Origin of the sequence: Streptomyces nanshensis (assembly GCF_001751255.1) — a bacterium.
Lineage (GTDB): Bacteria > Actinomycetota > Actinomycetes > Streptomycetales > Streptomycetaceae > Streptomyces > Streptomyces nanshensis_A.
This window is the reverse complement of record NZ_LJGW01000266.1, coordinates 1-23,209: the sequence shown is the minus strand read 5'-3', so window position 1 is coordinate 23,209 and position 23,209 is coordinate 1. Positions and strand designations below refer to the sequence as shown.

Genomic DNA, 23,209 nt, shown 5'->3' with positions numbered 1-23,209 from the left:
TTGGGACGAGAACACCTCAACCCAACGGGGCCTTCGTGCATGTGTGAGGGGCCGCTGTACCCGCTGCGGAGGGTGGCCGGTAGTGTCTGGGTGCATCGTCGGCATGTGAGCGCACAGGAGGCTCCGGGTGGAGGTCCAGGACAGGAAGTCCGAGGAGGGCCGGGTCTTCACCATCCCGAACATCCTCAGCATGGCCCGCCTGGTCGGCGTCCCGGTCTTTCTCTGGCTGATCCTCTGGCCGGTGTTCGGCGGTCCGAACTGTGACGGCTGGGCGCTGCTCGTCCTCGCGTTGAGCGGCATCAGCGACTACCTGGACGGCAAGCTCGCCCGGCGCTGGAACCAGGTGAGCAACCTCGGGCGGATCCTGGACCCGGCGGCCGACCGGCTGTACATCCTCTCCACCCTGCTCGGTCTCACATGGCGGGAAATCCTCCCGCTCTGGCTCACCCTCACATTGCTGGCCCGCGAACTTCTGCTTCTCGTCATGGTGTGGATCCTGGACCGGCACGGTTATGCGCCTCCCCAAGTCAACTTCCTTGGGAAAGCAGCCACGTTCAACTTGATGTACGCGTTTCCGCTGTTGCTTCTCAGCGACGGCAGCGGCTGGATCGCGTCCCTCGCGGCGATTTTCGGATGGGCCTTCGCGGGGTGGGGGACCGCGCTCTACTGGTGGGCGGGGATCCTGTACGTCGTCCAGGTACGTCGTCTGATCACGTCGGACTCCGCGGCGACCTAGCGTTTTCCGAGTCCGGCATCGGCTTGTTCACACCGTGCCAAGGTGTGGGTCTTCCCTGATCGGGGAAGTCGGTATGACCGTCGTCTTACCGAGGAGGACGTTTCCGATATGAAGGCCGTCGTCATGGCCGGCGGCGAAGGCACCCGCCTTCGCCCCATGACCGCCAGCATGCCCAAGCCGCTTCTGCCCGTGGCCAATCGGCCGATCATGGAGCACGTACTGCGGTTGCTGAAGCGTCATGGGCTCAGTGAGACCGTTGTCACCGTCCAATTCCTGGCCTCCCTCGTCCGGAATTACTTCGGCGACGGCGAGGAGCTCGGCATGGAGCTGAGCTACGCCAACGAGGACAAGCCCCTCGGTACCGCGGGCAGCGTCAAGAATGCGGAAGAGGCCCTCAAGGACGACTCGTTCCTCGTCATCTCCGGGGACGCCCTCACCGACTTCGACCTGACGGAACTCATCGACTACCACAAGCGGCAGGGCGCGATGGTGACCGTCTGCCTGACGCGGGTTCACAATCCGCTGGAGTTCGGCATCACCATCGTCGACGACGACGGCAAGGTGGAACGCTTTCTGGAGAAGCCCACCTGGGGACAGGTCTTCTCCGACACCGTCAACACCGGCATCTACGTCATGGAGCCGGAGGTCTTCGACTACGTCGAGCCGGACACGTCCGTCGACTGGTCCGGGGACGTCTTCCCTCAGTTGATGAAGGAAGGGAAGCCCATCTACGGCTTCGTCGCGGAAGGTTACTGGGAGGACGTCGGCACCCACGAAAGCTATGTGAAGGCACAGGCGGACGTCCTCGAAGGCAAGGTCGACGTCGAGATCGACGGCTTCGAGATCTCGCCCGGGGTCTGGATGGCCGAAGGCGCCGAGGTCCACCCCGACGCCGTCCTCCGCGGTCCCCTCTACATCGGCGACTACGCCAAGGTCGAAGCCGGCGCCGAACTTCGTGAACACTCGGTCATCGGCCGCAACGTCGTCGTCAAGAGCGGGGCCTTCCTCCACCGAGCCGTCGTCGACGACAACGTCTACATCGGTCCGCAGGCCAACCTCCGCGGTTGCGTCGTCGGCAAGAACACCGACATCATGCGCGCGGCCCGCATCGAAGACGGCGCCGTCATCGGGGACGAGTGCCTCATCGGCGAGGAGTCGATCGTCCAGGGCAATGTTCGGGTCTATCCGTTCAAGACGGTCGAGGCGGGCGCGTTCGTCAACACCTCCGTCATCTGGGAGTCGCGGGGGCAGGCCCATCTCTTCGGCGCGCGCGGCGTATCGGGCATCGTGAACGTCGAGATCACGCCGGAACTGGCCGTACGGCTCGCGGGCGCCTACGCCACCACCCTGAAGAAGGGGTCGACGGTCACCACCGCACGCGACCACTCGCGGGGCGCGCGGGCGCTGAAGCGGGCCATGATCTCCGCGTTGCAGACCAGCGCCATGGACGTCCGCGACCTGGAGAACGTGCCGCTGCCCGTCGCCCGCCAGCAGACGGCACGCGGCAGCGCCGGCGGCATCATGATCCGTACGACGCCCGGGGTCCCCGACAACGTCGACATCATGTTCTTCGACGAACGCGGGGCCGACCTCTCACAGGCCGCGCAGCGCAAGCTCGACCGCGTCTTCGCGCGGCAGGAGTACCGGCGCGCGTTCCCCGGCGAGATCGGCGATCTGCTCTTCCCGTCGAGCGTGTACGACTCGTATACCGGCTCGCTGCTGCGCTCCGTGGACACCACCGGTGTCGAGGACTCCGGTCTGAAGGTCGTCGTGGACGCCTCCAACGGCAGCGCCGGGCTCGTCCTGCCGAGCCTGCTGGGCCGCCTCGGTGTGGACTCGCTGACGATCAACCCCGGCCTGGACGAGTCACGTCCGACCGAGACGCAGGACGAGCGCCGCTCCGGTCTCGTCCGGCTCGGCGAGATCGTCGCCTCGGCGCGCGCCGCGTTCGGCATCCGCTTCGACCCGGTGGGCGACCGGCTCTCCCTCGTCGACGAACGCGGACGGATCATCGAGGACGACCGCGCGCTCCTGGTCATGCTCGACCTGATCGCGGCCGAGCGGCGCAGCGGCAAGATCGCCCTGCCGGTGACCACGACCCGTATCGCCGAGCAGGTCGCCGCCTACCACGGCACGCAGGTCGAGTGGACGACGACGTCCCCGGACGACCTGACCCGCGTCGGCCGTGACGACGCGACAATCTTCGGCGGCGACGGCCGCGGCGGCTACATCACCCCGGAGTTCAGCTCCGTCTTCGACGGCGCCGCCGCCTTCGTACGTCTCATCGGTCTCGTCGCCCGCGCGCAGCTCACCCTCAGCCAGATCGACGCCCGCATCCCCAGGGCGCACGTACTCAAGCGGGATCTGGCAACTCCCTGGGCTGTGAAGGGACTTGTGATGCGTACGGTCGTCGAGGCGGCCGGCGACCGCTCCGTCGACACCACCGACGGCATCCGCGTCGTCGAACCCGACGGACGCTGGGTGATGGTGCTGCCGGACCCGGCCGAGGCGGTCACCCACCTGTGGGCCGAGGGCCCCGACGACGCCTCCGCGCAGGCGCTGTTGGACGAGTGGGCGGCGGTGGTCGACAGCGCGGGCCGCTGACCCCGAAGGTGTGGGTCCGTTCGTTGGCAGTGACCGTGGCGTGCGACGATGTGCGTCATGTCGCAGCAGCACCCTGAACGGAGTACGCCATCGCGGCCTGCGCGGCCCGATGCCTCCATGTCGCTGCTGACCAATGCGATGGATCACAGCCTGGATGACGGCTACGCGCAGGCCGCCGCACGCCGCGGCGTCGAGGGCCGGTCCGGAATGCCGCGCACCGTGCGCGCGAAGCTGTGGCTGGCGGCCGGGCTGGTACTCGCCGCGCTGGTGGTCACCGTCGGCGCCGCCCAGGCGCGGGTCTCCGCACCCGAACTCGCCAAGGAACGCCAGGAGTTGGTCACCCGGATCGACGACGGCGACCGTCGCGCCGACTCCCTCCAGCGGAGCGTCGACAAGCTGCGTAAGGACGTCGAGGCGCGGCAGCGCAGAGCGCTGGAGCGGCACGGCGGCAACGAGGCCGAGGTGGCGGGGCTGCTCTCCGGCGCCCTGCCCGTGCACGGGCCCGGCGTCAAACTCGTCGTCGACGACGCCAAGGACACCCAGGACAGCGACTCCGGCGGCCCCCGGCAGAGCAGCGGATTCTCCGACAACGGGCGCGTACGCGACCGGGATCTGCAACGCGTGGTCAACGGCCTGTGGGAGTCGGGGGCCGAGGCCGTATCGGTCAACGGACAGCGTCTGACGGCACTTTCGGCCATCAGGGCCGCGGGCGACGCGATACTCGTGGACAACAAACCGCTCGTGCCGCCGTACACTCTGCTCGCCGTGGGGCCGGCGAAGAAGCTCAGCACGACGTTCCAGGACAGTGCCGACGGGCAGTATCTGCAGGTGCTCCAGGAGAACTACGGTGTGCGCACCAGCATCAGCACCCAGGACCAGGTGCGGCTTCCGGCGGCGCCGAGTCTGATCGTCCGGACGGCAAAGCCGGTGAAGACAGGAGAGGGCAGCAGATAGTGATCGCCGTACTGGGCCTCATCGTGGGGGTGGTGGCCGGATTCGTCGTCCGGCCCGTCGTCCCGACGATCGTCGAGCCTTACCTCCCGATCGCCGTCGTCGCGGCGTTGGACGCGGTCTTCGGCGGGCTGCGGGCCATGCTCGACGGGATCTTCGACGACAAGGTGTTCGTCGTGTCGTTCCTGTCGAACGTCGTGGTCGCGGCGTTGATCGTGTTCCTCGGGGACAAGCTCGGTGTCGGGGCCCAACTCTCCACCGGTGTCGTCGTGGTGCTCGGCATCCGCATCTTCTCCAACGCGGCGGCTATCCGCCGGCACGTCTTCCGGGCGTGAGGCCGATGAGCGACGCGGACGGCGGCAAGGGCCCGGGCGAGCTGCCGCCCGAGAGGCCGACGGGAGGCAGCGGCCCGGCCGGGGAGGGCGGTGCGGAACGACGTTCCGGGTCCTCCGGACGCCCGGACGGCGAGGGGCGCGACGCCTCGTCGGAGCGGGCCGGGGGCGCGGACGCCGAAGGCCGGGAGACGCCCGACTCGCGGCGGATACAGGGCAGTTCGGACGAGTCCGCGAAGGGCGCGCACGGAGCCGGTGACGGAGCGGGACGCGAGGAGGGGGAGGCCGCGGCCTCCTCGTCCGCACAGCCGGGTACGGGCACCGGAACGGGGACGGAGCCGGGCGGGGAGCGTACGGGCCGCCAGCGCCTCGCCGCCGCGGTCTGGCCGCCGAGGGTGACCAGGGCCCAACTCATCGTCGCCCTGCTGCTGTTCGTGCTCGGCCTCGGGCTGGCCATCCAGGTGCGCTCCACCAGCGAGAACAGCTCCCTGCGCGGCGCCCGCCAGGAGGACCTGGTGCGCATCCTCGACGAACTCGACGACCGCACCAAGCGGTTGGAGGACGAGAAGCAGAGCCTGGAGGGCCAGCGCACCGAGTTGGAGAACAGCTCGGACCAGGCGGAGGAGGCCCGTAAGCAGACCCGGCAGAAGGCACGCCAACTCGGCGTGCTCGCCGGTACGGTGGGCGCCCGCGGTCCGGGCATCGAGCTGACGATCACCGATCCGGGCGACTCCGTCGAGGCGGACATGCTGCTCGACGCCGTGCAGGAGCTGCGGGCCGCCGGTGCCGAGGCGATCGAGGTCAACAACGTACGAGTGGTGGCGAATACGTACTTCTCGGACAGTGCGGGCGGGGTCTCGGTCGACGGACACAAGATCAGTCCGCCGTACCGCTTTCAGGTGATCGGCAAGCCCAAGGACCTGGAGCCTGCCCTGAACATCCCCGGCGGCGTCGTGCAGACGCTGCGCAAGGAGCAGGCCGACGCCTCCGTCAGGGCCTCCCAGGAGATCGTGATCAACGCCTTGCGCTCTGCGAAGCGGCCTGATTACGCTCGGTCATCCGCACAGTGAGGTGGCGGCGGAGTCTTGCGGGGGGTCGGCGGACCCGGTGACCATCGCGTGAGGGAAACTGTGCGAAGGCCAGGGACGTTCTCTGGGCGTCGTGTCTGCGGAGTGAGAGCATCGAGGGTCTGTCCTGCCCCACGGGCGGGTCTGTGTAGTGCGAGGGGAATCGCCCGTGAGTTTTTTTGCAAGGTTGTTCGGCAAGGGCCGCCAGGACGAGGGCGGCGGCGCCGCGCGGCGCCGGACCTCCGGGGCGTCCGCTCCCGCGGCGGGCCCCGACGGGGAGGACGCCGGACGGCCGTTGTTCCGCGACGAGGTCGCCGGTGGGGGCGGTGACCATGCGGGTGGTCAGGGCGGGGTTTCGGTTGACCCCGCAGCGTCGGGCCGCATAGGTTCCGGGGCACCATCAACCTCGAGTACAGGTGGAGGATCTGCCGTGCCGGTGTGTAGCAGGTGCGGGACCCAGGTCGCCGAGGCGAGCCGGTTCTGTTCGAACTGCGGGGCACCGCTGCGGGGCGGGGCCCCCGCGGGCGAGGGCTCGAGCGAGACGACCTCCACCATCTCCATCTCGGGCCTGGAGGCGTACGAGGCCGAGGTGACGGGTCAGCAGCAGACTCCGCCGCTGTCGCCCGAGGCCCAGGCCGCCGTCGACGCCCTTCCGATGGGCTCGGCCCTCATGGTGGTGCGCCGCGGCCCCAACTCCGGCAGCCGCTTCCTGCTCGACGGCGAACTGACCACCGCCGGCCGCCATCCCGAGAGCGACATCTTCCTGGACGACGTGACCGTCTCGCGCCGTCATGTGGAGTTCCGGCGCGGTTCCGACGGTTCCTTCACCGTCTCCGACGTCGGCAGCCTCAACGGCACATACGTCAACCGTGAGCGCATCGAAGCGGGCGTTCCGCTGTCGAACGGCGACGAGGTGCAGATCGGCAAGTTCCGGCTGGTCTTCTTCGCCAGCAAGCGCGCAGTCTGACCTCAGCGAGGCCCATGGAACGGACGACACCGCCCGGCACCGCCGCCGGGGACGGTGTCGCCGTGGGGGCCGGGGGACCGCTGAGCATCGGTGCCGTACTGCGCGCGCTCCGCGAGGAGTTCCCCGACGTCACCGCGTCCAAGATCCGGTTCCTGGAGACCGAGGGGCTGGTGGAGCCGCGGCGTTCGCCCTCGGGCCACCGCTGGTTCAGCGCGGAGGACGTCGAGCGGCTCGTCCACGTGCTGCGCATGCAGCGTGACGCCTACCTCCCGCTGAAGGTGATCAAGGAGCATCTGGACGCGTCGTTCCCGGCGGAGGAACCGTTCCTGCGCCCCGGGGCGTCCGGACCTCCCGGAAGCCGCATCGGCCGGGCCGAGCTGCTGGTCGCCGCGGAGGCGACGGAGGGCGAACTCGCCGACGCAGAGTCGTCGGGCCTGATCGCTCCGTACCCGGACGGCACCTACGGCGCCGCCGCTCCGGTCGTCCTCCGCCTTCTCGCCGATTTCGCGGGCTATGGAATCCAGCCACATCGGCTCCGGGCCGCCAAGGATTCGGCCGAGCACGAGGCCACGTTGATCGAGAACGCCGTGGCCTCCCTTTCCGGCCGCAACGGTGCCGGCGGAGGCGGTCATGAGGAGCGAGAAGCCGCCGCGCGGCTCGCGGCCCTCTCCGTACGGCTCCACGCCGCATTTCTGCAGGCGGCACTGTGCGTACGGCCCGATGAGCGGCCTGACGGGGGCGACAGCCGGGGTGAGTAGGTTCATACGACAGCTCAGGGCGGGTCCCGACTACCCAAACAGGCGGGGCACGGCCTAGGGTTGCTGTGTGAACGAGCTCGACGTTGTGGGTGTCCGGGTCGAAATGCCCTCCAACCAACCGATCGTGCTGCTGCGAGAAGTGGGTGGCGACCGCTACCTCCCCATTTGGATCGGCCCCGGGGAGGCGACCGCGATCGCCTTCGCGCAGCAGGGCATGACGCCTGCGCGCCCGCTCACTCACGATCTCTTCAAGGACGTTCTCGAGGCTGTGGGACAGGAGCTCACTGCCGTCCGCATCACCGATCTCCGGGAAGGCGTGTTCTACGCCGAGCTGGTCTTCGCCAGCGGTGTCGAGGTGAGCGCCCGCCCCTCGGACGCCATAGCGCTGGCGTTGCGCACCGGGACGCCGATCTACGGCAGCGAAGGTGTGCTGGACGACGCGGGGATCGCGATCCCGGACGAGCAGGAGGACGAGGTGGAGAAGTTCCGCGAGTTCCTCGACCAGATCTCGCCCGAGGACTTCGGTACCAGCAGCCAGTGAGGACCGGGGCGTCGAAGGGCGGTCCGGCGCCGTCGGCGGCGGCGTATGTGCGCCTGCCCCTGATCGCGAGCCGGGACGTCTTCCACATCGCCGGTTACGGGAAACCACCCCTTGGGGGATTTTCACCCGGCGTGCCGAACGCGGCGATCGTTGACGCACCCGGGGTGACTGCCTACCTTCAGTGAGGCAGGTTCCGGGGTGCCCGGGATGTGGAGGACGGAGGTCGGCGTGAGAGGTACCGGCGACGGTATGGCAGCGGACGGTTCTCCTTCCCCCGGGGGTTCCGCGAAGCCGCTGCCGGGGGAGAGCGCCACCGACGGACCGTCCGACTCGATCGGCTATCGCGGACCCACCGCCTGCTCCGCGGCCGGGATCACCTACCGGCAGCTCGACTACTGGGCGCGTACCGGCCTCGTGGAGCCCAGCATCCGTCCCGCCCTGGGCTCCGGCAGCCAGCGGCTCTACAGCTTCCGCGACATCGTCGTCCTCAAGATCGTCAAGCGGCTGCTGGACACCGGCGTCTCGCTGCAGAACATCCGCACCGCCGTCCAGCACATGCGCTCCCGCGGCCACACCGACCTTGCCCGTATGACGCTGATGAGCGACGGCGCCACGGTCTACGAGTGCTCCTCGCCCGACGAGGTCGTCGACCTGCTCCAGGGCGGGCAAGGCGTGTTCGGGATCGCGGTCGGCGTCGTGTGGAAGGACGTCGAAGGCGCGCTGGCGCAGCTCCACGGCGAGCACGTCGACACCGGGGAGACCATCGTCGGTGACCATCCCGAGGACGAGTTGGCGCGGCGCCGCAACCGCGCCGGCTGAGACTGTCAGCCCCATGCGGCAGCATCGGCGAACGTGAGAAGCGCGCCGACGATCCTGCATCTGGACATGGACGCGTTCTTCGCTGCCGTCGAACAGGCCTCCAAGCCCAGCCTCCGCGGGAAGCCCGTCATCGTGGGCGGGCTCGGGCCCCGAGGGGTCGTCTCCACGGCGTCGTACGAGGCGCGGATCTTCGGCGTCCACTCGGCGATGCCCATGGCGCAGGCCCGGCGGCTGTGTCCCAACGCCGCCTACCTCTCGCCGCGCTTCAGCCTCTACCGCGAGGTGAGCGAGGCGGTGATGGAGGTCCTCTCGGGGCTCTCGCCGCTCGTCGAGCCGCTGAGTCTCGACGAGGCGTTCGTCGATCTGGAGGCCGGCGGGGCGCTCCCCGAGAATCCCGGATCCCCGGCCGTACGGGCCGTCGCCGTGCGGCTGCGGCAGACGATCAGCGAGACGACGGGCCTCAGCGGCTCCGTGGGACTGGCCGGTTCGAAGATGCTCGCCAAGATCGCCTCGGAGCAGGCCAAGCCCGACGGGATCGCCGTCATCGAACCGGGCACGGAACGGGAGTTGCTGGCGCCCCTGTCCGTACGGATCCTGCCGGGGGTGGGCCCGGCGACGGCCGAGGTGCTGCGCCGGGCCGGGATCACGACGGTCGGCGACACGGCGGAGGCCGGTGAGGACGAGCTGCTGCGGCTGCTCGGCAGGGCGCACGGCACATCGCTGTACGCGATGGCGAACGGCTGGGACGACCGTCCCGTGATCGCCGAGCGGGACGCGAAGTCCGTGTCCGTGGAGGACACCTTCGACGTCGACCTCACCGACCGTGCGCTGGTGCAGGCGCAGGTCGCGCGGCTCGCCGACCGCTGCGTGGAGCGGCTGCGGGCCGCGGGGCGGTCCGGGCGGACCGTCGTCATCAAGGTACGCAGCTACGACTTCTCGACCCTGACGCGCTCCGAGACCCTGCGCGGCCCGACCGACGACGCGGGAGTCGTACGGGAGGCGGCCGCGCGGCTGATCGACACGGTGGACACCACCGCCGGGGTGCGACTGCTCGGGGTCGGCGTGAGCGGCCTCGCGGACTTCACACAGGAGGACCTCTTCGCACAGGCACAGGCCGAGGCGGACGCCGCGGAGGCGGGGGAGCGGGACGGCGACGGCGGCCCGGAGGAGGGTGGTGCGGCGGCGTCCGTCGCGCAGGCCGCCGAGGTCCCGGCGGACCGTCGGTGGATCCCCGGCCGGGACGTGCGGCACGCGGAACACGGTCACGGCTGGGTGCAGGGCAGCGGCCTGGGCCGGGTCACCGTGCGCTTCGAGAGCCCGGGATCACTGCCCGGCCGGGTGCGTACGTACTCCGTGGACGACCCGGATCTGGAGCCGGCCGAGCCGCCGCCGCTCGCGGCGATGGCACGTGCCCGCGAACGGCAGGACGCGGGACCGGAGGAGCGGGAAAACGGTACGGGCCCGATGGGCCGTACGGGGGAGGAGGCTCAGCTTCCGGAGCCGGCTATCCGTCCGAAGTCGCGGTCGGGAGGCGGCGGCGAAGACGCCGATGATGGCGCCGCCGACGGTGCCGATGAGGGCGCCGTCGAAGGGGAAGCTGCCGCTGACGGCGGCGGCGCGGGCGAGCCGGACGGCCCCGGGTCCCGCGGAGAGCGCGGCACCTCGATCCCGTAGTGCCGGCAGAGCTGGAGCTCCTGCCGCGGGGAGAGATGCCGGCCCACGCCCAGCACGGGAGTGCTGCGCACCAGGGCCCGTTCGAAGGGGACGCGCAGACAGTCCCCGACCAGTTCGCTGGGCTCCAGCGGTACGAGGGTCTCGCGCCGGAGGAAGCCCGTGCGGACGGCGGCCCACTCCGGTTCGCCGGTGGCGTCGTCGAGGTACACCTCGCCGACCGTTCCGATCTTGCTGCCGCTGCTGTCGAGTGCCCGGCGGCCGATCAGGCTCCGGGGGTCGATGTCGCGCTGCACGGTCCCTCCAAGTCTCGTCACCGGGGCACCGGGTGCGTCACGCGCCGAGGCCGGCCCTGGCTGTGCTGGCTTGTCGAACCCCTCCCTCGGCCTTGCCGTGCTTCCGCATCCGCACATCGCGGTGCTGCGGGGGCGCCGAGGACGCCGGGAGCCGGTCGTACAGCCGTATTACCACCCAAAGGCACATTTCAGCGGTTGGCCACCCGAGTGCACCCCAGGTCCTGGCGAAGGAACCGCTGGTACTCTCGGAAACGGCTGTCGACCCCGAGCGGGAGAGTCCTCCGGTGACTGCCGGGGGCGCCGAAGGAGCAACTCCTCCCCGGAATCTCTCAGGCTCACGTACCGCGCGGGCGAGGTCACTCTGGAAAGCAGGGCGGGCCGAGCAGTGCCTGGGCTCCTCCTCACCGACGGTGAAAGCCGGGTCCCCGTCCAGCCGGGACGGGCCGGTGAAACTCTCAGGTTGAGATGACAGAGGGGGAGGCCGTCCGGGCACCAGCGCCGTGGTGTCCCCGTAGGTCACAGCGACCAGGAGGCCCCCGCAGATGACTGCCAACCGCATCCCCCTCGCCGATCTGGAACGCGGAACTCCTTTCGAACGGCGGCACATCGGCCCCGACGCCGGTGACCAGGCCAAGATGCTGGCCCAGGTCGGCTACGGCTCGCTCGACGAACTGACCGCCGCAGCCGTCCCCGAAGTGATCAAGAGCACGGAGGCCCTGAACCTGCCGCGGGCCCGTACGGAGGCCGAAGTCATCGCGGAGCTGCGGGAGTTCGCCTCGCGGAACCAGGTGCTCCCGTCCATGATCGGCCTCGGCTACCACGGGACGTTCACGCCCTCCGTGGTCCTGCGCAACGTCATGGAGAACCCGGCCTGGTACACCGCGTACACGCCGTACCAGCCGGAGATCTCCCAGGGGCGGCTGGAGGCCCTGCTCAACTTCCAGACCATGGTGGCCGATCTGACCGGACTGCCCACCTCCGGTGCCTCGCTCCTCGACGAGCCCACGGCCGCCGCCGAGGCCATGGCGCTCTCCCGCCGCGTCGGCAAGGTCAAGCAGGGCGTCTTCCTCGTCGACGCCGACTGTCTGCCGCAGACCGTCGGCGTCATCCGTACGCGTGCCGAGCCGACCGGCGTCGAGGTGGTCGTCGCCGACCTCGACGAGGGGATCCCGGCGGACGTGGCCGAACGCGGCGTCTTCGGGCTGCTGTTGCAGTACCCGGGTGCCTCCGGCGCCGTACGCGACCACCGTGCCGTCATCGAGCAGGCCCACGAACTCGGCGCGATCGTCACCGTCGCCGCCGATCTGCTCGCCCTCACGCTGCTCAGCTCGCCCGGCTCGCTCGGGGCGGACATCGCCGTCGGCTCCAGCCAGCGCTTCGGGGTGCCGATGGGATTCGGCGGTCCGCACGCCGGCTACATGGCGGTGCGCGAGAAGTTCGCGCGCAGCCTGCCCGGCCGTCTCGTCGGGGTCTCCAAGGACGCGGACGGCGACCAGGCCTACCGCCTCGCGCTCCAGACCCGCGAACAGCACATCCGCCGCGAGAAGGCCACCAGCAACATCTGCACCGCGCAGGTGCTGCTCGCGGTCATGTCCGGGATGTACGCGGTCTACCACGGGCCCGAGGGCCTCGCGCACATCGCCCGCCGTACGCACCGCTACGCGACGCTGCTCGCCGAGGGGTTGCGCTCCGGCGGCGTGGAGATCGTGCACGGCGGCTACTTCGACACCGTCACCGCGCGGGTCCCGGGCCGGGCGGCCGAGATCGTCGCCGCCGCGCGCGAGGCCGGCGTCAACCTGCGGGAGACCGACGCCGACCACGTCGGCATGGCCTGCGACGAGACCACCGCCCGCGCCCAGCTCGAAGCCGTCTGGTCCGCCTTCGGCGTCGAGGCGGACGTCGCGGAGCTGGAGGCGCGCGGGGTGGGCGACGCGCTGCCGGAGGCGCTGCTGCGCACCGACGACTATCTGACCCATCCCGTCTTCCACGCCTACCGCTCCGAGACGGCGATGCTGCGCTATCTGCGCAGGCTCGCGGACCGCGACTACGCGCTGGACCGGGGCATGATCCCGCTCGGCTCGTGCACGATGAAGCTCAACGCCACCACGGAGATGGAGGCCGTCACCTGGCCCGAGTTCTCCGGGCTGCACCCCTTCGCACCGGCCGACCAGGCCGAGGGCTGCATCGCGCTCATCCGCGAACTCGAGGAGCAGCTCGCGGAGATCACCGGCTACGACCGGGTCTCCCTCCAGCCGAACGCCGGCTCCCAGGGCGAACTGGCCGGGCTGCTCGCCGTCCGCGCCTACCACCGCTCACGCGGCGACGGCCGGCGCACCGTCTGCCTCATCCCGTCCTCGGCGCACGGCACCAACGCCGCCAGCGCCGTGATGGCCGGGATGCGTGTGGTGGTGGTGAAGACCAGCGACGACGGCGACGTCGACACCGACGACCTGCGCGCCAAGATCGAGCAGTACGGCGACGAGCTGGCCGTCCTGATGGTCACCTACCCCTCCACACACGGGGTGTTCGAGGAGCACATCACCGACATCTGCGCGGCCGTGCACGATGCGGGCGGCCAGGTCTACGTGGACGGCGCCAACCTCAACGCGCTGATGGGCCTCGCCCGTCCCGGCAAGTTCGGCGCCGACGTCTCCCATCTCAACCTGCACAAGACCTTCTGCATCCCGCACGGCGGCGGCGGTCCGGGCGTCGGCCCGATCGGTGTGCGCGAGCATCTCGCCCCGCATCTGCCCAACCATCCGCTGCAGCCCGCCGCGGGCCCGGCCGGCGGCATCGGCCCGGTCTCCGGTTCGCCCTGGGGCTCGGCCGGGATCCTGCCGATCTCGTGGGCGTACGTACGGCTGATGGGCGCCGAGGGGCTGCGCCGTGCGACGCAGGCGGCCGTGCTCGGTGCGAACTACATCGCCAAGCGCCTGGAGCCGCACTACCCGGTGCTCTACACGGGGCCGCGCGGGCTCGTCGCGCACGAGTGCATCATCGATGTACGGCCGCTGACGAAGCAGACCGGCGTGAGCATCGACGACGTGGCCAAGCGGCTGATCGACTACGGCTTCCACGCGCCGACGATGTCGTTCCCGGTGCCGGGGACGCTGATGACGGAGCCGACGGAGAGCGAGGATCTGGCGGAGCTCGACCGCTTCTGCGAGGCGATGATCGAGATCCGTACGGAGATCGACAAGGTCGGCTCGGGCGAGTGGCCCGCGGAGGACAATCCGCTGCGCAACGCACCGCACACGGCACGGCAGTTGAGCCGGGACTGGGAGCACCCGTACGGGCGGGAGGAGGCGGCCTTCCCCGGCGGTGTCAGCGCCTCCGACAAGTACTGGCCGCCGGTGCGCCGGATCGACGGCGCCTACGGCGACCGCAATCTGGTCTGCTCATGCCCGCCGCTGGACGAGTACGAGGGCTGAGCGGCTCAAGGGCCGAGAGGCTGCGGGGCTGAAGGGAAAGCGAGGGCGGCGAGGCCGCATACGTCAGGGCCGGTTCGGTGAGTGACACCGGGCCGGCCCTGGCTCTTCGGCGCCGCGGTCTAGGCGGCGGTGGTGATGCTGCGGCTGTCGAGCGGCCGGTGCGGCGCGATGATCTCGCCGTCCGGCAGCAGTTCGCCCGTGTCCTCGAAAAGCAGAACACCGTTGCACAGCAGGCTCCAGCCCTGCTCCGGGAAGTGGGCCACGGGGTGCGCGGCCTCCCGGTCTGCGGAGTCGGCTGTCGGGCAGGGTGGCTGGTGCTGGCACATGGTCGCTGTCGTCTTCCGTTGTGTCGTGATGTGCGTGCTGCGGCTGGTCACGGTGTCCATCGCCGTGCCCCCGTTCCGGTCTGGTCCCAGTGTTCCCCTGCTGGGGAGATTCCGCAGGGATTTCGTGTCACCGCTCCTCAACGAGGACAGACGCATCACTCATGCGGGTGGGTTGCCGTCAACAGGGCCGTACGACGGGCGAATTGCCGTCTTCGTACAGCGGAGGACGCCGTCGCGATCACCGCCGCGGGCACCGCGTACCGTACCGCACCACGCTCATCTTCCGCCGCTCAGCAGGGGAGCCGAGGCCCCCGAGCGCCGCGTGAGCACCGGCAGCAGCGCGTCGGCCCGGCGTGGTACATGAGCGGCGATGCCGGGAGGCGCGGGGGAGAGCGGGATCAGTACGTCGGACGGGCGCGGGGCGCCCTCGGCGACGTCCGCCGCGGTGTCGGCGTGCAGCCACAGCGTGAGCATGTAGAGCCGGGGCACGGACAGCAGACGCGGCTGGTGGACGCCGGGCAGCGACTCGGCCTGTTTCAGGGCCCGTTGGGCGGAGGCGACGTACGGTCCGCCGCAGAAGTACGCGAACGCCCAGCCGTCCGGGGTCAGCAGGGTCTCCGCGGCGCCGACCGCCGGGGAGCCGGCCGGGGCCCCGGCCGCGCGCAGCAGGAAGCGCCAGCCGGTGAGCCGCGTCCGGGAAACGGACGTGGCGGGTGCGGCCGGTGAGGCGGCGGTGGTGACGGTGGCTGCCGTGGCCGCCGCGGCGGACGGCCCCGCCGACGCCCCGTACGGAAGACCGGAACCGGTCAACTCATGGACGGGCAGCGGCAGTTCGATCTCCAGGGAGGGCCCGTCGGCGCCGCTCGTACCGTGTGGACGGCGTCCTCGGTGCGCGGCCGCCGGGGAGCGGAGGGCCGCGAGGACACTGCGTGACGCGGGAGCCGGGGCGGAAAGGGCATGCAGCGGCATGGTGGGTCGCCACCTCTCACTGGAGAGACACGTGGTGCACGGCATGGCGCGGACAGCGCTGTCGGCGCGGGAGGGGCCGCCGGTGCGGGAGGGCCGCGAGCGCGGCGGAGGCGTGGACTGCGGGCACCGGACCGTCCGGTGATACCGCGTCGCGGCCTGTGCCGGAGTTTATACGAAGGGTGTTACGTCACCATTTCGACTAACGCGCGACGATTCTGAGGGCAAGGTCTTATCAGGCCGGTTTCATACGGTAGTTGAGCACGCACGCCCGGCAGCGCCGTCTCCGGAGACGGCGAAACCCCTGCTCAAGGGTCGGCCGGATTCCGTCTGCCCTCCGCGCGCGGACTGTGCGTCCGGTCTGGTGCGCCTGCCGCATGCCTCCGGTACATGCCGCCGCGACCGCGGGCGAGCCGCAGGTGAGAGGTGACCGGCGGGCGGGTACGGGGAGATCGTTCAGGCGTTAGCCGCCCGCGCGACGGGCATCATCGCTGACACCACGCGGCCGTATCGAGGAGGGACACCCCGATGGGTGAGAAGGTCGTCTCCGACGGGTTCGACCTGTCCGCTCGGCATCGGTACCGGCACAAGCTCACGGAATGCCTGGAGGTCTTCCGGTCGCTGCTGGACGAGGGGCGGTTCGAGCGCCCGCGCAACCTCATGGGCCTGGAGATCGAACTCAACCTCGCGGACGACGACGGCATGCCCCGCATGATGAACGCCGAGGTGCTGCGGCGCATCGGGAGCCGGGACTTCCAGACCGAGCTCGGGCAGTTCAACCTCGAGGTCAACATCGTGCCGCACCGGCTGGCCGGACGGGTGCTCGACCAGCTCGCGGAGGAGCTGCGCACGGGGCTGGGCTACGCGGACCGGCAGGCCCAGGAAGAGGGCGCCGGAATCGTGATGATCGGCATCCTGCCCACGCTCACCGAGGACGACCTCGTCTCCTCCAACCTGACCGCCGTGGACCGCTACACCCTGCTCAACGACCAGATCATGGCCTCGCGGGGCGAGGAGGTCGTCCTCGACATCGAGGGCGTCGAGCGGCTCACCCGCCGCTCCGCTTCGATCGCGCCGGAGGCGGCGTGCACTTCGGTGCAGCTCCATCTCCAGGTCACGCCGGAACGTTTCGCGGACGTGTGGAACGCCTCCCAGGCCGTCTCCGCCGTACAGATCGCGATGGGGGCCAACTCGCCCTTCCTCTTCGGGCGTGAGCTGTGGCGGGAGTCGCGCATTCCGCTCTTCCTCCAGGCCACCGACACCCGTCCCGCCGAGCTGCGCGCGCAGGGGGTGCGGCCGCGCACCTGGTTCGGCGAGCGCTGGATCGGCTCCGCGTACGACCTCTTCGAGGAGAACCTGCGCTACTTCCCCGCGCTGTTGCCCATCTGCGAGGACGAGGACCCGCACAGCGTGCTGCGCGGCGGCGGCATGCCCGGACTGCACGAACTGGTGCTGCACAACGGCACGGTCTACCGCTGGAACCGTCCGGTGTACGCGGTCAGCGACGGCGTACCGCATCTGCGCGTGGAGAACCGGGTGCTGCCCGCGGGCCCCACCGTCTCCGACGTCCTCGCCAACACCGCCCTCTACTACGGGCTGGTGCGCAGCCTCGCCGATGAGCCGCGCCCCGTCTGGTCCCGGCTGCCCTTCGCGGCGGCCTCCGCGAACTTCGACGCGGCCTGCCGTTACGGCATCGAGGCGGAGCTGACGTGGCCCCGGTCCGGGCGGCCCGGCGGACTGGTCACGATGCCGGCCGTACGGCTCGTACAGGAGGAGCTGCTGCCGCTGGCCGCCGCCGGACTGGAGGCGTGGGGCGTGGAGCGCGGCGACCGCGAACGCTGTCTGGGCATCATCGAGGAGCGCTGCCGGCGGCGTGTGAACGGGGCGTCGTGGCAGGCGGCCGGCTATCACCGTGCCGTCGACTCCGGCCTGGACCGGGAGAAGGCGCTCGCGGCGGTGACGCGGCGCTACTGCGAACTCGCCCGCGAGGGCGAGCCGGTGCACACCTGGCCGCTCGGGGTGTAAGGGGCGGACCGTACGCGGCAGGCTTCCGGTGCCGGCCCGCTCAGCCTCGTGCCGGCGCCGGTGTCGGTGTCCGTACTGGCGGAGGACCCCGGCGGGACGGACCCCGCTTCGCGCCGCCCCGCACCGTCCGGCAAGCTGTGGACGTCCCCGGCCGGTCGCGGACCGGAGCCGACCGGTCAACTGGAGGCAGGTGTGCAGTCGCAAGCGAGCGGCCCGGCTCGATCCCCGGCGTCCCAGGAGGAACTGAGCGCGCGTACGCTCCGGCGGGAGACGCTGCTCGTTCTCGCGCTGTCGCTCGGCGCGAGCGCCGTCTCGGCGCTCATCAGCTTCGTGGGCTCGCTGACCGCCTCGGGGGCGCTGGCCGACCAGGCGGCGCGGCTGAACACCTCGCGCGCCCCGGACCGTCCGTGGCTGGACCTGGCCTGGCAGCTCTTCGGGATCGCGACCGCGCTGGTGCCCGTGGCGCTCGTGGCGCATCTGCTCATGAGGGAGGGCGTCGGAGGGCTGCGCGGCCTCGGGTTCGACCGGAGCAGGCCCGGCTTCGATCTGAGCCGCGGCGCGGTGCTCGCCGCCGCGATCGGCGGCTGCGGACTCGCGCTGTATCTGGCCGCGCTTCAGGCGGGCTTCAATCTGACCGTGGTCCCCGAGTCGCTGCCGCATGTGTGGTGGCGGATTCCGGTGCTGATCGCCTCGGCGGTCCAGAACGCCGTCGTCGAGGAGGTCATCGTCGTCGGCTATCTGCTGCGCAGACTCGGGCAGTTGGGCTTCTCGCCCTGGACGGTGCTCGCGGCGAGTTCGGTGCTGCGCGGCTCGTACCACCTCTACCAGGGCGTCGGCGGACTGCTCGGCAACATGGCGATGGGCGTCGTCTTCGTCCTGCTCTACCGGCGCTGGGGACGTGTCGGGCCGCTGGTGGCGGCCCATGCGCTGATCGACGTTGTCGCCTTCACCGGCTACGCGCTCCTCGCGGGCAGGGTGGGCTGGCTGCCGACGTCTTGACCCGCGTCTTGACCCGCCTCCGGGCCCGTGTGGCGTCGCGTACCGCCGTCCCCGTACGGACGCCGGCGCTCACCAGCCCGTCTGGAGCCGGGCGTCGAGGACGGTGACGGCGGTGCCGGTCAGTCCGGTGCGCTCGCCGCGCAGCGTCGTACGGACCAGACCGCTGCGGGCGGAGCACTGCAGGCCCGTGAGCACGGGGCGGCCGAGGCGCTCGGACCACAGCGGGGCGAGCGCGGTGTGCGCGCTGCCGGTGACCGGGTCCTCCGGGATGCCGACGGCGGGCGCGAACACCCGTGAGACGTAGTCGTATCGGGCCTCGTCGTCCCTCTTGTCCCCGTCGTCCCCGTCGTAGCTGTCGTCTTCGCTCGCGGCGCGTGCGGTGACGATGGCGGCCCGCCGGTCGAGCCGGCCGAGGGCGGCGATGTCGGGGGTGAGCCCGCGTACGGCCGCCTCGTCCGCCAGCTCGACGAGGAGATCGCCGAGCGGCCCGGTGTCGTGCACGGAGACCGGCTCGGCGCCGAGGGCGCCGGCGAGCCCGGGCGGTGCCGCGACGGGCGTGAGCGGTGCGGTGGGGAAGTCCAGGGTGATCGCGCCGTCCGCCGCCACGGCCGCGGTGAGCACACCGCTGAGCGTACGGAAGCGGACGGTGCCGCCGCCGGGGACGAGGCCGTCGCCGTGCATGACGTGGGCGGTGGCCAGCGTGGCGTGACCGCACAGGTCGACCTCGCTGACCGGGGTGAACCAGCGCAGTGCCCAGTCGGCCCCCTCGTCGCCGGGCAGCCGGTGGGCGAAGGCGGTCTCGGAGAGGTTCAACTCGCCCGCGACGCACTGGAGTCGCTCGTCGCCGGGGAAGGCGTCCCCGTCCAGCAGCAGGACCCCGGCGGGGTTGCCGCGGTAGGGGCGGTCGGTGAAGGCGTCGACTGTACGGATCCTCATGGGCCGGGACGGTAGAGGGCGCGGGCGGTCCCGCGCGACGGCCAATGCCCGGCAGGTGGACCGGCCGGACCTCGCCGAGCCCGCCGCCGGACTCCTCCGAGCTCCCGAGCCCGCCCTGGAGCGCCGGATCCCGGTATTGCCATACGAGCATCGCCGATATATCGTTGAGCCATCACGACAAGTCAATGTCTGTCAGAGACAGATCATCGAAAGGTAGCGACATGACTGAGGAAGAACAGCAGCAGTTCGCCGAGCGCCTGCGCAATCACGGCCACGGCCGCGGCGGCCCAGGATTCCCCGGCCCCTGGGGAGCGATGCGGGGCGGTCCCTTCGACCGCCGGGCCTTCGGCGCCTTCGGCCCGCCCTTCGGGGACGGCCCGCCCTTCGGGCCCTGGGGAGGCCGCGGCGGACGCGGCGGCCGTGGGGGCCCGCGCGGACGAGCCCGGCGCGGCGATGTCCGCGCATCGATCCTGGCGCTCCTCAAGGACCGCCCGATGCACGGTTACGAGATGATCCAGGAGATCGCCGAACGCAGCGGCGGCGCCTGGAAGCCGAGCCCCGGCTCGGTCTACCCCACGCTCCAGCTCCTGGAGGACGAGGGTCTGATCAGCAGCGCGAGTGAGGGCGGCAAGAACCTCTTCTCCCTCACCGACGCGGGACGCGAGGAGGCCGACGCCGGACCCGACGCCCCCTGGGAGGAGGCCGGGCGCGGCATCGACTGGGAAGCCCTGAGCGAGGTGCGCAAGGCCGGCGGCGGACTGGTCAGCGCCTTCCAGCAGGTCTGGGCGACCGGCAGCGCCGACCAGCGGGACAAGGCGCTCGCGATCGTCAACGACGCCCGCAAGAAGCTCTATCTGCTCCTCGCCGAGGACGAGTGAGCCCTGCGGCGTACGCGGCCTCCGCTGCGTCCGCGTCGCCAGGGCCCGCAACTGCGCACCGCCGTACGGCCGTTGACCGTGCCTCCGCGCGCCTCCGCGCGCCGCCTCCGGGCCGTGTCCGTCCCGGAGGGCGCCGCGCCCCGCGGCGTCACTCCGGGAGGTCGGCTCCCGGCAGCAGCGGCCGTACGTCGATCTCGCCGGCGCCGCACACCTCGCCCGCCTTCCATGCGGCGGACGTGGAGGCGCGCTGGTCCGGCGGGATCACGCGCACCGTGTGCGGGTCGGGGCACCGGCCGTCGGAGGGGTCGTCCTTGCCCGGTACGACGGTCCAGTGCAGCCGTGCCGAGGCGTGACCGCCGGGGGAGAGCGTCAACGGACGTGAGGGCACGTCGCGTTCCCGCACCACGTCGGTCGGGATCTTCCCGCCGCTCTCGGAGGTGAGCTGGAGACCGGGCCAGCCCTGCGTACGGCACGCGGACGACGAGGAGTTGGTGAGCACCAGGGCGGCGTAGCGGTTGCCCGCGGCCGGCTGCCCCGGACGCAGCGACACCGACAGCGACTTCGTCGTGCACCAGCGCACACCGCTGGGCGCGCGGCCGTCGTCCTTCGAGCCCTGGGCGCCCGTCCCCTTCGGCGCGCTGCCGTCGTCGGACGGGTGCGGCGAGGCTGCCGACCCGGAGTCGGAGCCGGAGCCGGACTTCGAGTGCGACCCGGAGCCCGAACCGTCCACCGTCGCGGGCGAGTTGGACGAGGAATCGGAGCCCGCGGTGCATCCGCTGACGGTCACAGCCGCACCGAGGGCCAGAGCGGCGAGTAAGGAGCGTGCATGGTGAGGAGCCATGAAGTTCTCCAAGTGCTGCCGTAGGAGGGGCTGTTGGAGTACGAGACGCGACCTGCCGGGCGTTCGGTTCCCGGCTACCCCCTGGGGGGCTCTCCAACCCGTCCTCCTTCTCAAGGAGGAGACGGCACGCGCGGCAGACCTCCCGCCGGGGTACACGCATATGCCCCGCCGTGGTGATGCGCGGCGACTGTGACGATGATGTGGTGGTGCCGTGGACATCGATGCGCCCCGCACGCCCGGTATGTCCGGCGCGGCGGCCGACGGACGGCTGAGCGAGCAGCTCGAAGCCGTCGTCGCGACCGCGCGCCGGCGGGCCTCGCGCGGCGGCGACCGCGAGGTGGACACGGCACATCTGCTGCACAGCCTGCTCGAAGCGGACCCGGCCGTACGGGAGTTCCTCGACGGCGGCGGTCCGCGTACCGCGCGGCTGCTGGCGTATCTCGCACAGCGCTCCATCGGCTACGGGCTGCGCTGGCGGCACTCCGTGGAGGAGGGCTCCCGGCGGCCCGTACGGCGCGGCGCCGGATCCCCTCCCCGCTCCGTCCCCGACTCCGGGCGTACGGACGCGGGTTCGCCGCACGGCTGGTCGCCCGCCGCCGCACGGGCGCTGACCTTCGCGCTGGACCGTGTCGCGGCACGCGGTGCGGCGCGGGCGGAGTGCGTCGATCTGTTCGCCGGTCTTCTCGCCGACCCGGGCTGCCGTGCGGCGGAGGTGCTGCGTACGTCGGGCGTGGACGTACGGGGGATCGCCCTGCGGCTCGTCGCGGCGACGGCTACGGCCGGGCCCCGTACGGGACGCGGAGCAAAGTCCACGCCAACTGCCGCCGCCGGAGCCGGAACCGGGACGGGAACGGCTGTCGGAACCGCGACCGGAACCGCGACCGGAACCCGGAGCGGAACGCCCGCCGCGGCGCGTACATCGGCCCCGCGGCGGCGTCCGGCCGCCGCCGGTGCGCGGGAGCGGGGAGGCGCCGGGCACCCAGGGGTGTCAGGCGTATAAGGGATGACACTCCTGTACGCGGTTGACATGATGACGGCATGCACGACTCCACGCAGCCGGCCGCGCCTGCCCGCGTCCGCGGTCTCGGACTGACGCTCGCCCTGCTCTCCGCCTTCGCGTTCGGCGGCGCGGGCCCCGCGGCGAAACCCCTGATCGAGGCCGGGCTCCAGCCGCTGCATGTGACCTGGCTGCGGATCGCGGGCGCGGCCTGCGTGCTGCTGCCGCTGGCCTGGCGGCACCGGGCGCTCGTACGCGAACGTCCGGGTCTGCTCCTGGGGTTCGGGCTGCTGGCCGTCGCCGGTGTGCAGGCGTGCTACTTCGCGGCGCTCTCGCGCATCCCCGTCGGCGTCGCCCTGCTCATCGAGTACCTCGCCCCCGTACTGGTGCTGGGCTGGGTGCGGTTCGTACAGCGGCGGCCCGTGAGCCGGGCCGCGGGCGTCGGCGTCGTCCTCGCCGTGTGCGGACTGGCCTGCGTCGTCCGCGTCTGGTCGGGGCTCACGCTCGATCTGGCGGGGATGCTGCTGGCGCTCGGCGCGGCCTGCTGCCAGGTCGGCTACTTCGTGCTGTCCGACCACGGCAGCGACGGCACCGACGGCCGCCGGCCCCCGGACCCGCTGGGCGTGATCGCGTACGGGCTGCTGACCGGCCTCCTCGTCCTGACGGTGTTCGCACGGCCGTGGGAGATGCGGTGGCATGTGCTCGCCGGGCAGGCGTCGTTGGACGGTACGGCGGTGCCGGCCCTGGTGCTGGTGGGCTGGATCGTGCTGATCGCGACGGTCGCCGCGTATCTCACCGGGGTCGTCTCGGTGCGCAGGCTCTCCCCGCAGGTCGCCGGTGTCGTCGCATGTCTGGAGGCCGTCATCGCCACGGTGCTCGCGTGGGTCCTGCTCGGCGAACACCTCGCTCCCGTACAGCTCTTCGGCGGCGCGGTCGTGCTGCTGGGCGCCTTCATCGCGCAGCGCTCCTCGCCCAAGCAGAAGCAGGACCGGCCGGTCGCGGGCGGCGGACCGGGGAGCGTGTCCGAGGACGGGCCCGCGAGCGGCGGGGACCCCGCCGCCGGCGCAC

General features: G+C 71.4%; 20 protein-coding genes, 1 pseudogene and 2 riboswitches. Of the genes and pseudogenes, 16 read left to right on the top strand and 5 right to left on the bottom strand.

Annotated features, from left to right (window positions below; translation table 11 throughout):
- The first annotated feature begins 127 nt into the window (after nt 1–127).
- The 10 genes from clsA to AN218_RS15710 all read left to right on the top strand — a co-directional run bounded on the left by clsA (nt 128) and on the right by AN218_RS15710 (nt 10,449).
- Nucleotides 128–736 carry a cardiolipin synthase ClsA gene (clsA, locus tag AN218_RS15755; RefSeq protein WP_070017517.1) on the top strand — a complete coding sequence of 203 codons (609 nt, stop codon included), beginning with the start codon at nt 128–130 and terminating at the stop codon, nt 734–736.
- Between the two features lie 108 nt (nt 737–844).
- Nucleotides 845–3,340, top strand: coding sequence for a mannose-1-phosphate guanyltransferase (locus AN218_RS15750; protein ID WP_070017516.1), 2,496 nt, complete (start codon nt 845–847; stop codon nt 3,338–3,340).
- A gap of 57 nt (nt 3,341–3,397) precedes the next feature.
- Nucleotides 3,398–4,294: a DUF881 domain-containing protein gene (locus tag AN218_RS15745; protein ID WP_079132210.1), complete on the top strand. Its 897-nt coding sequence runs from the start codon at nt 3,398–3,400 to the stop codon at nt 4,292–4,294.
- Nucleotides 4,294–4,626, top strand: coding sequence for a small basic family protein (locus AN218_RS15740; RefSeq protein ID WP_070017514.1), 333 nt, complete (start codon nt 4,294–4,296; stop codon nt 4,624–4,626). The genes AN218_RS15745 and AN218_RS15740 overlap by 1 nt, the downstream gene beginning before the upstream one ends.
- Nucleotides 4,627–4,631: 5 nt before the next feature.
- Nucleotides 4,632–5,693, top strand: a complete 1,062-nt coding sequence (locus AN218_RS15735) for a DUF881 domain-containing protein (protein ID WP_079132209.1) — start codon at nt 4,632–4,634, stop codon at nt 5,691–5,693.
- Between the two features lie 124 nt (nt 5,694–5,817).
- Nucleotides 5,818–6,657 carry an FHA domain-containing protein gene (locus AN218_RS34535; RefSeq protein WP_079132208.1) on the top strand — a complete coding sequence of 280 codons (840 nt, stop codon included), beginning with the start codon at nt 5,818–5,820 and terminating at the stop codon, nt 6,655–6,657.
- A gap of 14 nt (nt 6,658–6,671) precedes the next feature.
- Nucleotides 6,672–7,415: a transcriptional regulator FtsR gene (ftsR, locus tag AN218_RS15725; protein WP_070017512.1), complete on the top strand. Its 744-nt coding sequence runs from the start codon at nt 6,672–6,674 to the stop codon at nt 7,413–7,415.
- 67 nt (nt 7,416–7,482) lie between these two features.
- Nucleotides 7,483–7,956, top strand: coding sequence for a bifunctional nuclease family protein (locus AN218_RS15720; RefSeq protein WP_028437364.1), 474 nt, complete (start codon nt 7,483–7,485; stop codon nt 7,954–7,956).
- Nucleotides 7,957–8,163: 207 nt separating this feature from the next.
- Entirely contained in the window at nt 8,164–8,775 is a 612-nt protein-coding gene (locus tag AN218_RS15715; RefSeq protein WP_070017511.1) for a MerR family transcriptional regulator, read from the top strand.
- Between the two features lie 33 nt (nt 8,776–8,808).
- A complete protein-coding gene (locus tag AN218_RS15710; RefSeq protein ID WP_070017510.1) occupies nt 8,809–10,449 on the top strand; it encodes a DNA polymerase IV in 1,641 nt (546 codons plus the stop codon).
- Nucleotides 10,450–10,583: 134 nt separating this feature from the next.
- Here the strand turns inward: AN218_RS15710 and AN218_RS39065 are convergent.
- Nucleotides 10,584–10,859 (bottom strand): annotated as a pseudogene (locus AN218_RS39065) (PRC-barrel domain-containing protein); the annotation flags it as partial.
- A gap of 142 nt (nt 10,860–11,001) precedes the next feature.
- Nucleotides 11,002–11,097, top strand: a riboswitch (glycine riboswitch).
- Nucleotides 11,098–11,224: riboswitch (glycine riboswitch) on the top strand.
- 60 nt (nt 11,225–11,284) lie between these two features.
- Between AN218_RS39065 and gcvP the strand changes: the two are divergent.
- The gene (gene gcvP / locus AN218_RS15705) at nt 11,285–14,173 is read left to right on the top strand and encodes an aminomethyl-transferring glycine dehydrogenase (RefSeq protein ID WP_070017509.1); all 2,889 of its coding nucleotides are present in this window, start codon (nt 11,285–11,287) and stop codon (nt 14,171–14,173) included.
- 119 nt (nt 14,174–14,292) lie between these two features.
- On the opposite strand, the gene AN218_RS15700 is transcribed toward gcvP, so the two are convergent.
- Both AN218_RS15700 and AN218_RS36745 read right to left on the bottom strand, forming a co-directional pair.
- The gene (locus tag AN218_RS15700) at nt 14,293–14,499 is read right to left on the bottom strand and encodes a DUF5999 family protein (protein ID WP_070017520.1); all 207 of its coding nucleotides are present in this window, start codon (nt 14,497–14,499) and stop codon (nt 14,293–14,295) included.
- Between the two features lie 276 nt (nt 14,500–14,775).
- On the bottom strand, nt 14,776–15,468 hold the full coding sequence (locus AN218_RS36745) for a hypothetical protein (RefSeq protein WP_070017508.1): 693 nt from the start codon (nt 15,466–15,468) through the stop codon (nt 14,776–14,778).
- Nucleotides 15,469–15,993: 525 nt separating this feature from the next.
- Between AN218_RS36745 and AN218_RS15690 the strand changes: the two genes are divergently transcribed.
- Together AN218_RS15690 and AN218_RS15685 are read left to right on the top strand one after the other, a co-directional pair.
- A complete protein-coding gene (locus tag AN218_RS15690) occupies nt 15,994–17,490 on the top strand; it encodes a glutamate-cysteine ligase family protein (protein ID WP_070017507.1) in 1,497 nt (498 codons plus the stop codon).
- A gap of 192 nt (nt 17,491–17,682) precedes the next feature.
- A complete protein-coding gene (locus tag AN218_RS15685) occupies nt 17,683–18,489 on the top strand; it encodes a CPBP family intramembrane glutamic endopeptidase (RefSeq protein WP_079132211.1) in 807 nt (268 codons plus the stop codon).
- 69 nt (nt 18,490–18,558) lie between these two features.
- Here the strand turns inward: AN218_RS15685 and AN218_RS15680 are convergent, their stop codons facing one another.
- Complete coding sequence (locus tag AN218_RS15680; protein WP_070017506.1) at nt 18,559–19,425, bottom strand: PhzF family phenazine biosynthesis protein; 867 nt, start codon at nt 19,423–19,425, stop codon at nt 18,559–18,561.
- 221 nt (nt 19,426–19,646) lie between these two features.
- On the opposite strand from AN218_RS15680, the gene AN218_RS15675 reads away from it, so the two are divergent.
- A complete protein-coding gene (locus AN218_RS15675; protein ID WP_079132207.1) occupies nt 19,647–20,303 on the top strand; it encodes a PadR family transcriptional regulator in 657 nt (218 codons plus the stop codon).
- 148 nt (nt 20,304–20,451) lie between these two features.
- Here the strand turns inward: AN218_RS15675 and AN218_RS15670 are convergent, their stop codons facing one another.
- Nucleotides 20,452–21,144, bottom strand: coding sequence for a DUF4232 domain-containing protein (locus tag AN218_RS15670; protein ID WP_070017505.1), 693 nt, complete (start codon nt 21,142–21,144; stop codon nt 20,452–20,454).
- Nucleotides 21,145–21,355: 211 nt separating this feature from the next.
- On the opposite strand from AN218_RS15670, the gene AN218_RS15665 reads away from it, so the two are divergent.
- Nucleotides 21,356–22,144 (top strand): Clp protease N-terminal domain-containing protein, encoded by a 789-nt coding sequence (locus AN218_RS15665; RefSeq protein ID WP_070017504.1) that lies wholly within the window; start codon nt 21,356–21,358, stop codon nt 22,142–22,144.
- Between the two features lie 38 nt (nt 22,145–22,182).
- The coding region (locus AN218_RS15660; RefSeq protein WP_070017503.1) for an EamA family transporter at nt 22,183–23,209 on the top strand (1,027 nt) is incomplete at its 3' end.

What these genes read in the sequence shown, in the direction of transcription:
- AN218_RS15750 (WP_070017516.1), top strand. Translation starts at nt 845, where the DNA reads ATGAAGGCCGTCGTCATGGCCGGCGGCGAAGGCACCCGCCTTCGCCCC.
- AN218_RS15745 (WP_079132210.1), top strand. Translation starts at nt 3,398, where the DNA reads ATGTCGCAGCAGCACCCTGAACGGAGTACGCCATCGCGGCCTGCGCGG.
- AN218_RS15735 (WP_079132209.1), top strand. Translation starts at nt 4,632, where the DNA reads ATGAGCGACGCGGACGGCGGCAAGGGCCCGGGCGAGCTGCCGCCCGAG.
- ftsR (WP_070017512.1), top strand. Translation starts at nt 6,672, where the DNA reads ATGGAACGGACGACACCGCCCGGCACCGCCGCCGGGGACGGTGTCGCC.
- AN218_RS15715 (WP_070017511.1), top strand. Translation starts at nt 8,164, where the DNA reads ATGTGGAGGACGGAGGTCGGCGTGAGAGGTACCGGCGACGGTATGGCA.
- gcvP (WP_070017509.1), top strand. Translation starts at nt 11,285, where the DNA reads ATGACTGCCAACCGCATCCCCCTCGCCGATCTGGAACGCGGAACTCCT.
- AN218_RS15700 (WP_070017520.1), bottom strand. Translation starts at nt 14,499, where the DNA reads ATGTGCCAGCACCAGCCACCCTGCCCGACAGCCGACTCCGCAGACCGG.
- AN218_RS36745 (WP_070017508.1), bottom strand. Translation starts at nt 15,468, where the DNA reads ATGCCGCTGCATGCCCTTTCCGCCCCGGCTCCCGCGTCACGCAGTGTC.
- AN218_RS15690 (WP_070017507.1), top strand. Translation starts at nt 15,994, where the DNA reads ATGGGTGAGAAGGTCGTCTCCGACGGGTTCGACCTGTCCGCTCGGCAT.
- AN218_RS15680 (WP_070017506.1), bottom strand. Translation starts at nt 19,425, where the DNA reads ATGAGGATCCGTACAGTCGACGCCTTCACCGACCGCCCCTACCGCGGC.
- AN218_RS15675 (WP_079132207.1), top strand. Translation starts at nt 19,647, where the DNA reads ATGACTGAGGAAGAACAGCAGCAGTTCGCCGAGCGCCTGCGCAATCAC.
- AN218_RS15670 (WP_070017505.1), bottom strand. Translation starts at nt 21,144, where the DNA reads ATGGCTCCTCACCATGCACGCTCCTTACTCGCCGCTCTGGCCCTCGGT.